The organism is Achromobacter seleniivolatilans (genome assembly GCF_030864005.1).
Lineage (GTDB): Bacteria > Pseudomonadota > Gammaproteobacteria > Burkholderiales > Burkholderiaceae_B > Achromobacter > Achromobacter seleniivolatilans.
Window position 1 is genome coordinate 1,664,640 of the sequence record NZ_CP132976.1, and the last position, 11,554, is coordinate 1,676,193.

Below are 11,554 nucleotides of genomic sequence, written 5' to 3' on the forward strand. Positions count from 1 at the left end.
TCCACAGCAAGCCCGGGCCTAGCGGCCCTGGCTTTGCCATCGGACTACCAATAAATGTCTTGCTTGTAATACGTGTGCAAATTGCGAGCCCACGTCTCATCGGCCATCTTTGGCCAATTGTCCTTATCAAAGCCCGGCGCGTTCTTCAGGGTTTCCTTGTCCACGTTCAGCACGAAGCACTTGCGATCCGTGTCCAGCGTCAACGCCCCCCAAGGGATGGCATACAGCGTGTCGCCCATTCCCAGCAGACCCCCGCGCGACAACACGGCATACGCCACGCGGCCACGGGGTACGTCGATCATGATGTCCTTGATCGAACCCAGCTCTTCACCCGCCGAGTTGTACACGTCATTGCCCGCCAACGTGTCTGCGGCCATGACCTGCGGGCCCGGACCGGCCGGATTGCTCTTGGGGCCGCCAACGATATTGGTTTGATTTTCCATTGTCTATCTCCTATGCGGGGCGTAAGCCCTGCGTTTGCGTATCGTGGATGTGAGAACTGCTAGGCCTGCCGTGCGCGTTCAATCGCGTCCGTTGCCAGACATGAAACACATACCGACCAGCACGCCCACCAAGGCGGCGCCAGCAACGGTCTTCCAGGCGTTCTCGTGCACATAGCCATCAGTGGCCTGCGAGACCTCGCGGGCGCGCCGCCATGCGTGCTTCTCCCAACCCCGCGTTTGCTCGCGAGCGGCATCCAGCTGTTGCTTGAGCCGATCCCGGGCTGCCTCGGCTTCAGAACCTGCTTGGCTGGCCGTGCTGCGCAACAAGCTTTCCGTGCCGGCGATAAGGTCGCGCAGTGTGCTACGGGTTTCGTCGCCGGACTTGATTATGTCGCGCAATCTGGACTCTGTATTCATGACACCTCCTTGAATAAATAACACTCGATAGGCGCGTTTCGCGCTCATCCACCGCCCTATCCGCAAGCGCCGTGCCGCAAGGCTGGAATCTGACCTGTCGCCTGTTTTTGCTGCGGTGCTCCCAAATTTACAAACACCTGCAACAACGACGCTTCGGCGCGATGCGTGGCGCGCCAGCCCCCCTGCCTGGCGCGCCTGTGCTCGTGATGTGGCTTTGGGCACGCGCCTTGCGCATAAGGCGCTATGGCATCGGGCACCCTTTTTTCCATCGGCCCTCTGCCCCTACCGGGAGCAAGGCATGGCGAACACAACCATATTGATCGTGGCAGCAGAGGCGTTCCCTTTGGCCAAAACAGGCGGATTGGGCGACGCCATTACTGGCATGGCGCGCGCACTGATTGAGCGCGGTATTGCCGCAACTATTCTGCTGCCCGCCTATCGGGGCGTGGCCCGCCGCCTGCCCGGCGCGCGCGTCGCGGCTCGGCTGGAAGATTTGCCCGGTGGCGATGCGCGCCTGCTGGCGGGCACCTGCCCGCAATCTGAACTGCCTTTCCTGCTGCTGGAAAACGACTCGCTGTTTGACCGCAGCGGGCTGTACCAAGCGGACGACGGACAGGAGATTGCGGATAACGGGCTGCGCTACGCCGCCTTGTCGCACGCCGCGGTGCGCATTGCTCGCGGCCTGCCTGGCATTGCTCGCCCCGATGTGGTGCATGCGCACGATTGGCACGCGGCGCTGACGCCGATGCTGCTGCGCGAAGCTGGCCTGCACGACGTGAAAAGCGTGCTGACTATCCACAACCTTGCCTTTCATGGGCAATTTCCCCTACACGAAGCGGCAGCATTCGGCATTCCCGCTTCCTGCTGCGGTGAACACGCCGCCGTGGCCTGGGACAAACTGAATTTCATGAAAGCGGGCATCCGCTACGCCGACCGGGTCACCACGGTCAGCCACACCTATGCCCGCGAGATCCTGACGCCGGAGTTTGGCTGCGGACTGGATGGTTTGCTGCGTGAACGCGGCGCGGATCTGATGGCCATTCCCAACGGCATCGACACCAAGCTGTGGGACCCGTCCCGCGACATGCAATTGGGGCAACTGCGCTATCACGCGGGCGACCTATCCAATAAGCGCTTGTGCAAGACCGCGCTGCAACGCGAGTTTGGCTTGCGGCCAGACCCGCAAGCCACGCTCGTTGTGTCGGGCAGCCGCTTGACCGAACAAAAGATGGCCGATGTGGCGGTGGAAGCGCTGCCCGCTGTGTTGGACGCGCACCCCGAAATGCAGGTAGCCTTTCTGGGCCAGGGCGACCGCCGTCTGGAAAACGCACTTAAAGCCCTTGCACAGCGCTACCCCGAACGGTGCGGCATACATATCGGCTATGACGAGGCGCGCGCGCACAGACTGCACGCCGGCGGCGATGTCCTGTTGCACGGCAGCCGTTTTGAGCCGTTTGGCCTGACGCCGCTCTATGCCATGCGTTACGGCACGCTGCCCATCGGGTCACGCGTGGGCGGCATGGCCGACACCATTCAAGATCCAGGCGCCGCCGCGCCGCTGACTGACATGGCGTTCGCCAACGGCCTGCTGTTTGATGGCGACAGCGCCCAAGCGATGGCAGACGCGATCTCCCGCGCGCTGCACTTGCGGCGCCACCCCACCCTGTGGCGTGCGATGCAACGCAATGCCATGGCTAGCGACTTCAGCTGGCTTGGCGCCGTGGGTCCGTATCAAGAGCTATTCGATTCACTGGTTGCGCCTGCCGCGCTCGAGGCGCCAGCCTCACTGCCCGAGCCCGTCAACGCACTTGCCGCCGCCCAACTTCGGCGCACCCGTCAAGCTGGCGGTTCAGCGGCCATGCCGCGATGAGGCGGCTGGCCATGACGGACGCACTTCAGTCCACGGAGTTGGCGCCGCCGCGGCGGATATTTCACGCTCGCGCCGGACTGCCGGACGGCTCGCCCGGAACCGGTGGCCTGGCAAGCTTGAACGCCCGCGTGCAACGTATCCAGACATGGGGCTTTGACACGGTCTTGATTCCCGCGCCGTGGCTGCGCCCGGAGGATGCACTGTCGCTCGCGCCTCTGGATGCTGACCTGAGCGCATCGGGCGCTACGGTTCAACCCATTACCGAACGGCTGGCCCGAACCGCCAAGGCCGTCTCTGCACAAGGGCTGGACCTGTTTGTGCGCGTCACGCTGGACCGTGTGGCCGTTGGCGCCCCTGAAACCACTGCCGCACCGGGCTGGCATCGCGCCCACGCGGATGATCCGGCGCGCGACCCGCGCCTGCCAGCGGGCGAAGGCCGAATCCTGCATCTACTCGACAGCCCGCCAGCGGCGTTCGTACAGGCGTGGTCCGAGCGTCTGACCCGTTGGACAGCCTGCGGTGTGTCGGGTTTTCTGTTTGAGGCCCCGGATTGCCTGTCCGCCGACGCCTGGCAGGCGCTGCTTGCGCCTATGCGTAAGCAAGCGCCTGCGCTCCGCTTTTTGGCATGGACTCCAGGACTTAGCCCCAGCCAACTGGACGGCTTGCGACCGGCGGGCTTTGACGGCGTGTTCTCTTCCCTGCCTTGGTGGGACTATCAGGCTGCCTGGCTGGCAGACGAGGCCTGGCGTCTGCGCCGCGTCGCGCCCGTAATGGCCAGCACATCTCCGCTGGACGGGGTCGAGATTGGCAGGCCGCTGCCTGATCGCCGCACCGGTTGGGCCGCAGCCGTCAGCGCGCAAGGCTGGATGGCTGCCGACGACGACATTGAGCCGCTGGGCGAGGCGCAAGAAATCAACCAATGGCTCGTCGCCCACCCCTTGACCGGATTGCCGCGCGTACTGGGCGGCCGGGACGCAAGAGCGACGTTGGTGCTGCGGGACGCAGCGGATCACAGCGCTGCCATCCTGGCCTTGAACTTCAGCACCGTCACGCCTGCGGCCATCGATTGGGATGCCGTCGCCACTTGCTTGCCGCCTGGCGAAATCGCGCCGCATCGTCAAGTGGACGACGCGTGTCTCGCGGCAGAACAACTGCCGCCCGCAGGTTGCGCGCTGCTAGCCGTAGCGCCGATGTCCCCAGTGCGCGAGGCCTCATTGCATCCAGGCCCACGCACCGAAGGCGGCGCCAGTCTGCGTATCGCCATTGAACGCGTTTCCCCTGCCGTGGACGGCGGGGCATACCCCGTCAAATACACCGTGCACGAACGCATTGTGGTTCAAGCCGACCTGCTGATGGATGGCCACGATCAGATGGCGGGGGAATTGCGTTGGCGCGCCGCCGACGAATCCAAGTGGCGTATCGTCCCGCTCAAAGCCGGGCTGAACGACCGGTGGCAGGCCAGCTTCCGCCCGCGCCGGATTGGCCCGCACGAATTTCAGATCGCGGCGTGGTTTGATGCCTGGCAGACCCTCAGGCACGACATTGAGGTCAAACATCTGGCGGGCGTCGACGTAAGGCTGGAAGTGCAAGAGGCGGTGCAGTTGCTGTCGGCGGCGCAAAAGCGTTCCGCCCAGCCCGGTACTTCAGCAGTTCGTTCGGAGCACCGCCCGGACAGCGCCTCATGGGTTGAACGCGCACTCAAGGCTGCCACCGCAAAAGACGCCCAAGCGCCCGGGAACGAGCTTATCGCCCAGCTCGTAGCTGAAGACCTGGCACTGGCCATGCGGGATCTGGACCCCCATCCCTTTGAATCCGTCACCCCGGCGCCCTTTCCCGTGTGGGTAGACCGGCAGCAGGCCTGCCATGCCGCCTGGTATGAATTGTTTCCGCGCTCGCAAGCGCAGGAACCTGGCCGCCACGGTACGTTCGACGATGTTATCGAACGGCTGCCCGACATTCAGGAAATGGGTTTTGACGTGCTGTATCTGCCGCCGATACACCCCATTGGGATGCGCAACCGCAAGGGGCCGAACAACAGCCTGCAAGCGGGACCCGGCGATGTCGGCAGCCCTTATGCCATTGGATCGCCCGACGGCGGGCACGACGCAATCGAGCCAAAACTTGGAACGTTGCAGGATTTTCTGCGTCTGGTGCAGGCGTCCCATGACCATGGCATGGAAGTGGCGCTCGACTTTGCCATTCAGTGTTCCCCCGACCATCCCTGGTTAAAGCAGCATCCGGACTGGTTTTCATGGCGCCCCGACGGCTCCTTGCGCTATGCCGAGAACCCGCCAAAGAAATATGAAGACATCGTCAACGTGTCGTTTTATGGATCACCGCCACGGCGCGCGCGCAGGCTTTCTCTGTGGCGCGCCCTGCGCGATGTCGTGCTGTTCTGGGTGGATCACGGGGTGCGGATCTTTCGCGTAGATAACCCCCACACCAAGCCACTGCCTTTTTGGCAATGGCTGATCGCTGAAGTGCACGGCCAGCACCCCGACGTGCTGTTTCTGTCCGAAGCCTTTACACGCCCCAAGATGATGTACCGGCTGGCCAAGGTGGGATTCACGCAGTCCTACACCTATTTCACGTGGCGCAACAACAAGGTGGAGCTACAGGAGTATCTGCAAGAAATCTCGCAGCCGCCCCCGGCCGATTTCTTTCGCCCGCACTTTTTTGTGAACACGCCGGATATCAACCCCGTGTTTTTACAGACATCCGGGCGTCCCGGTTTTTTGATTCGCGCCGCGCTGGCCGCGACAGGCTCTGGCCTATGGGGCATGTACAGCGGTTTCGAACTTTGCGAGGCCGCGCCGGTGCCGGGCAAAGAAGAATATCTGGACTCCGAAAAGTACGAGATCCGGCAGCGGAACTGGCGACAGCCCGGCAATATCCGAGCCGAGATCACGCGTCTGAATCTGATCCGCCGCGCCAACCCCGCGCTGCAAAGCCATCGGGGCCTGACCGTGGCGGCCACTGGCAATGACCGCGTGCTGGCTTTTATCAAGGCCACACCCGGCCGGGGCAACGTAGTGCTGACCGCCATCAGCCTGGACCCCTTCCATGCCCAAACGGCGCAACTCGACACGCCGTTCTGGTTTTTTGGCGAACCCCGTCCGGGCCACCTGATGGCGGAAGACCTGCTTGCGGATACCCGTGATACCTGGCGCGAGCCCGCGCGCGCCGTCACCCTGACCCCCGATCAACCCTATCGCATCTGGCGGTTGTCATTGAACGGTTGACCCCGTCCGGAGCCCGAAACCATGATCAGTGAAAACCAGACCTTTAAGGACGACGCGCTTTGGTACAAGGACGCCGTCATCTACCAGCTGCATGTGAAGTCGTTCTTTGACTCCAACGACGACGGCGTGGGCGACGTGCCCGGCCTGATATCCAAGTTGGACTACATCGCCAGCCTGGGGGTGAACACCATCTGGCTGCTGCCCTTTTATCCGTCGCCACGGCGAGACGACGGCTATGACATTGCCGATTACCGCGGGGTGCATCCCGACTACGGCACCGTGGCAGACGTGCGCAAGCTGATCCGCGAGGCGCACGCCCGTGGCCTGCGGGTCATTACAGAGCTGGTGGTGAACCATACGTCTGACCAGCACCGTTGGTTTCAACGCGCCCGCACGTCCCGGCCGGGATCGGCGGCCCGCAACTTCTACGTCTGGTCGGACAACGACAAAGCCTACACCGGCACTCGCGTCATTTTCTGCGACACCGAAAAATCCAATTGGACGTGGGACCCGGTTGCCAACGCCTATTTCTGGCACCGCTTCTATTCCCATCAGCCGGACCTGAACTACGACAACCCGCAAGTGCTCAAGGAAGTGCTGTCCGTGATGCGCCATTGGCTGGACATGGGAGTTGACGGGCTGCGGCTGGATGCCGTGCCGTATCTGGTCGAGCGCGAAGGCACCAATAATGAAAACCTGCCTGAAACGCATCAGGTGCTCAAGCAGATCCGGGCGGTGATCGATGCCGAGTACCCCGGCCGTCTACTGCTGGCCGAGGCAAATCAATGGCCCGAAGACGCGCAGGAATATTTCGGCAACGCCGATGAATGCCATATGTCATTCCACTTTCCGCTGATGCCGCGCATGTACATGGCGATCGCGCAGGAGGACCGCTTCCCGATCACTGACATCATTCGCCAGACGCCGGACATTCCCGAGACCTGCCAATGGGCGATTTTTCTGCGCAATCACGACGAGCTGACGCTGGAAATGGTGACCAGCCGCGAACGGGATTACCTGTGGAGCGTCTATGCCGCCGACCCGCGCGCCCGCATCAACCTGGGTATTCGGCGCCGGCTGGCGCCCTTGCTGGAGCGCGACCGCCGCCGCGTTGAACTGATGAACAGCCTGCTTCTGTCCATGCCCGGCACGCCGGTGCTGTACTACGGCGACGAGCTGGGCATGGGCGACAACGTGCATCTAGGCGACCGGGACGGGGTGCGCACCCCCATGCAATGGTCCCCCGACCGCAATGGGGGCTTCTCGCGCGCCGATCCGGAACGCCTGCCGCTGCCGGTACTGATGGGTCCGTTGTATGGGTACGAAGCGGTCAACGTCGAAGCCCAGCAGCGCGACCCGCATTCGCTCTTGAACTGGACGCGCCGCATGTTGGCGCAGCGCCGTCAGACCCGGGCCTTTGGACGCGGCGTGCTGCGGTTCATTTTGGCAGGCAATCGCAAGATTCTCGCTTACCTGCGCCAGTGGAACGACACCACGATTCTATGCGTGGCCAATCTGTCGAATGCCGCGCAACCTGTCGAGCTTCAGTTGCAGGAGTTCAACGGCCGCGTGCCGGTGGAGATGCTGGGCGGCACGCCCTTTCCTGCCATCGGCGAACTGCCCTATCTGCTGACGCTGCCGCCCTACGGCTTTTATTGGATGGACCTGAGCGCCGACGCCGCACCGCCCGGATGGCATGCCAGCGGCCCCGCGCAAATGCCCGAATTGACCACGCTGGTCTTGAAATCGCGTGGCGGCGCATCGCTAACCGACGCCTCTCGCGCCACGCTGGAAAACGAAGTGCTGCCAGAGTATCTGGCGCGGCAACGCTGGTTTCCAGGCTCGCAGGCGCCCGCCCGTGCGCGGCTGGCCTATGCCACGCCATTTCATGCCGCAGGCGCTGAATACTACTGGGCCGAAATCGAACCCGAAGGCGGACCGGAAGGCTTGCGCGCGCAAGCGCCGTTCGTGCTGGTGTGGGACGAAACGGCCCAGGTGCAGTACCCCATCGCTCGAGTTCGCCGTGGCCCGGAGGTGGGCATTCTGGCCGACGCCTTCCTGCAACCGGGCTTTGTCCTGGGCATCGTGGAAGCCTTGCGCGCCAGCCGCGAACTGGATGGCCGCGAAGGCGGCAAACCGGGCGACAAGCCCGGCTTTATCCGCTATCTGCCTGAACAGGGCTTGAGCGCAATTGAACTGGGCGCCGAACCCGTCCTGCAATGGATCACGGGAGAACAATCCAACAGCTCCGTCATCATTGACGGATCAGCCATATTGAAGCTGATCCGCAGCGTGCAACCCGGCTTGTCGCCCGAGGTTGAACTTACGCGGCATCTGACCCGGTCCGGCTACGCCAATATTCCCGCGCTGCTGGGCGAGGTGTTGCGGGTCGATTCCGAAGGCGTGCCGCACACGCTGGCGGTGCTGCACGCCTATGTCACGAACGAAGGCGACGCCTGGGGCTGGACGCTGGACTATCTGAAACGCACCTTGGGCACGGCCCTGCTTGGCGGCGACACCCCCGACGAGTTCGAAGCCAGTCTTGAAGGATATGCCGTCGTGGCAGCCACCATCGGCCGCCGGCTGGCCGAGCTGCACAATGTCTTGGCCCAGCCCAGCGAAGATCCCGCCTTCGCGGCGCAGATCGCCACCGCCGAAGACGCAGAAGCGCACGCCACGCGCATCATCGCCCAGCTGGATCGGGCAGCAGAAGATCTGCATGCGGTCCTGGATACGCTGGAAGCCCCATCGCGCGCCTGCGCGCAGTGGTTCTTCGAACATCGCGGCCGGCTGACAGACCGCACTGGCGCGATGGCGCAATCCCTGACCGGCGCGCCGCTTATCCGCGTACACGGAGACTTTCATCTGGGTCAGGTTCTGGTCGCGCAGACCGATGCCTATCTGATTGATTTTGAAGGCGAACCGATTCAGTCGCTGGAAGCACGCCGCCATCTGACCACACCCTATAAGGACGTGGCCGGCATGCTGCGATCATTTGACTACGCCGCGGCATCCATCGCCCGCACCGACCCGCTGGGCGGTGCGCCCACCGACGCCAACGCGGGGGCATCCGACTCGCCGTCCGCTCCGGGCGTGCCGCAAGACTTGCGCGACGCTTTGCTCACACGGTTCAACACACGCGCCTCGGAAGCTTTTCTGCAAGGCTATCGCGATGCCGCATCAACCGCGATTGCATTGCGGGCCGATCAGGAAGCGGCGCTGTTGGCGTTGGCGCAACTGGAAAAGGCCGCCTATGAGGTCAGCTACGAAGCCGCGCACCGGCCCGATTGGATTTCGATTCCGCTGTGCGCCTTGACCGGGCTGGCGCGCCAACTGCTGCAAAGCGCGGCAATAGATGCCGAGGAAAAAGCCCGATGAACCACCGCGCCGTTCCATTCCAGCAATCGCCCGAGTTCACGCCCGGTGAAGTCGCTGCGCCCGACTTGACCGCGCTTGCATCCGGCTCGCACAGCGATCCCTTCGCCATTCTGGGCCCGCACGACGGCGTCGTCCGTGTGATGGCGCCCGGTGCATCTGCCGTTTCCCTGGTGTACCCCGATGGCGCCCGCGCCGTCTTGCAAGAGCAAGTCCAAGGCCTGTATACCGGCGCGGCCTGCGCCGCACGGGCGGGCCAGCCAGGCTCCTACCAGTTGGCCATCCAGTGGCCTGGGGGCGAACAGATCACCGCCGACCCCTACGCCTTCGGCCCCCTGTTGCCGGATACCGGCCTGGAGGCATTGGCCGGCGGCGACTGGCAAGCCGCCCGGGATCTGTTGGGCGCACGGCTGGATAGTGTGGACGGCATAAGCGGCCTGCGCTGTGCGATCTGGGCGCCCAATGCGCGCCGCGTCGCCATCGTTGGCGACTTCAACAGTTGGGATGGCCGCCGCCACCCGATGCGTCTGCGCCACGCCGCAGGCGTCTGGGAGCTCTTTATTCCCGGCGTGAGCGCAGGCGCCCGCTACAAATTTGCCATTACCAGCGGCTCCGGTGTCATTACGTTCAAGGCGGACCCGCTGGCCCGCCGCACAGAAATGCCGCCTGCGACCGCCTCGGTCGTGGACGACCCGGCACCTTACCCTTGGACCGATGACGCCTGGATGCAATCACGCGCCGGGCGGCAGACGCCGTCTTCCCCTATTTCTATTTACGAAGTCCACGCAGGCTCATGGGTTGCGCACGACGGCGGCCGCTGCGCCTGGGACCAGCTTGCCGATAAGCTTCCCGCCTACGCGCTCGCCATGGGCTTCTCCCATGTAGAACTGATGCCCATCATGGAGTATCCGTTCGGCGGTTCCTGGGGTTACCAGCCGCTGGGCCTGTTTGCGCCTTCCGCACGATTTGGACCGCCAGCCGCCTTCGCCCGCTTCGTCGACCGCTGCCACGCCTCTGGCATAGGCGTCATTCTGGATTGGGTCCCCGCCCATTTTCCCGACGACGCCCACGGGCTGGCGCTGATGGACGGCACCGCCCTGTATGAATATAGCGATCCGCGCGAGGGCTACCACCCGGACTGGCACACGCTCGTCTACAACCTGGGCCGGACCGAAGTCAAAGCCTTCATGATCGCCAGCGCCATGCACTGGCTGGATCACTTCCATATCGACGGTTTGCGCGTGGATGCCGTGGCATCCATGCTGTATCGCGATTACAGCCGCAATCCCGGTGAATGGATTCCCAACCGTTACGGCGGCCGCGAAAACCTGGAGGCGGTGGAGTTCTTGCGTGAGCTGAACACCACCGTGCGCGACCGGCAGCCCGGCGCCATTGTGGTGGCAGAAGAGTCCACCGCCTGGCCGGGCGTGACCGCCCCGGTGTCCGAGGGCGGATTGGGCTTTCACTACAAGTGGAACATGGGCTGGATGCACGACACGCTGCGTTATGTGGAAGAAGATCCCGTCTACCGGAAATTCCACCACCACGACATCACCTTTGGCATGGTGTACGCCTATTCCGAGCGCTTCGTCCTGCCGCTTTCCCATGACGAAGTTGTCCACGGCAAGGGTTCCTTGCTGAACAAAATGCCCGGCGATCACGCGGCCAAGCTGGCGAACCTGCGCGCCTATCTGGGGTTTATGTGGGCGCACCCCGGCAAAAAGCTGCTGTTCATGGGCGGAGAAATCGCCCAGCCCGCGGAATGGAATCACGACGCGGTGCTTGACTGGAATCTGCTGGATAACCCCGGTCACAAGGGCGTGCAGCGTCTGGTCGCAGATTTGAACCGGATCTATCAGGCGTCCCCCGCGCTGCATGAACACGATGCCGACCCCGAGGGCTTTGCCTGGGTGGTGTTTGACGATGCCGACAACAGTGTCTTGGCCTTCTTACGGCTGGGCAACGGGCCGGCGATGCTGGCGGTCAGCAACTTCACACCCGTCGCCCGGCACGGCTACCGCGTCGGCGTGCCGCTGGCCGGCCGCTGGTCCGAAACCCTGAACTCCGATGCTGGCTGCTACGGCGGATCGGGCCAAGGCAATCAGGGCGCTGCGCATAGTCTGGCCGAATCTGCGCATGGTCACCCGCAATGCCTGCCGCTGATGCTGCCGCCGCTTTCCACCCTACTCTTCACGCACGAAGGCTGA

6 protein-coding genes are annotated in these 11,554 nt (G+C 63.7%); 4 read left to right on the forward strand and 2 right to left on the reverse strand.

Features of this window, described 5'->3' with window-relative positions; translation table 11 throughout:
• Positions 1-44: 44 nt before the first annotated feature.
• The gene (locus RAS12_RS07480) at positions 45-443 is read right to left on the reverse strand and encodes a PRC-barrel domain-containing protein (RefSeq protein WP_306946816.1); all 399 of its coding nucleotides are present in this window, start codon (positions 441-443) and stop codon (positions 45-47) included.
• Positions 444-521: 78 nt separating this feature from the next.
• Entirely contained in the window at positions 522-860 is a 339-nt protein-coding gene (locus tag RAS12_RS07485) for an ElaB/YgaM/YqjD family protein (protein ID WP_306946818.1), read from the reverse strand.
• 298 nt (positions 861-1,158) lie between these two features.
• Here RAS12_RS07485 and glgA point away from each other — a divergent pair, with 298 nt between their 5' ends.
• The 4 genes from glgA to glgB are packed head-to-tail and all read left to right on the forward strand — an operon-like array spanning position 1,159 to position 11,554.
• On the forward strand, positions 1,159-2,730 hold the full coding sequence (gene glgA / locus RAS12_RS07490) for a glycogen synthase GlgA (protein WP_306946820.1): 1,572 nt from the start codon (positions 1,159-1,161) through the stop codon (positions 2,728-2,730).
• An 11-nt stretch (positions 2,731-2,741) separates the two neighbouring features.
• Complete coding sequence (locus tag RAS12_RS07495; protein WP_306946822.1) at positions 2,742-5,972, forward strand: alpha-1,4-glucan--maltose-1-phosphate maltosyltransferase; 3,231 nt, start codon at positions 2,742-2,744, stop codon at positions 5,970-5,972.
• A gap of 21 nt (positions 5,973-5,993) precedes the next feature.
• On the forward strand, positions 5,994-9,350 hold the full coding sequence (gene treS, locus RAS12_RS07500) for a maltose alpha-D-glucosyltransferase (protein WP_306946824.1): 3,357 nt from the start codon (positions 5,994-5,996) through the stop codon (positions 9,348-9,350).
• Positions 9,347-11,554 (forward strand): 1,4-alpha-glucan branching protein GlgB, encoded by a 2,208-nt coding sequence (gene glgB, locus RAS12_RS07505; protein ID WP_306946827.1) that lies wholly within the window; start codon positions 9,347-9,349, stop codon positions 11,552-11,554. The genes treS and glgB overlap by 4 nt, the downstream gene beginning before the upstream one ends.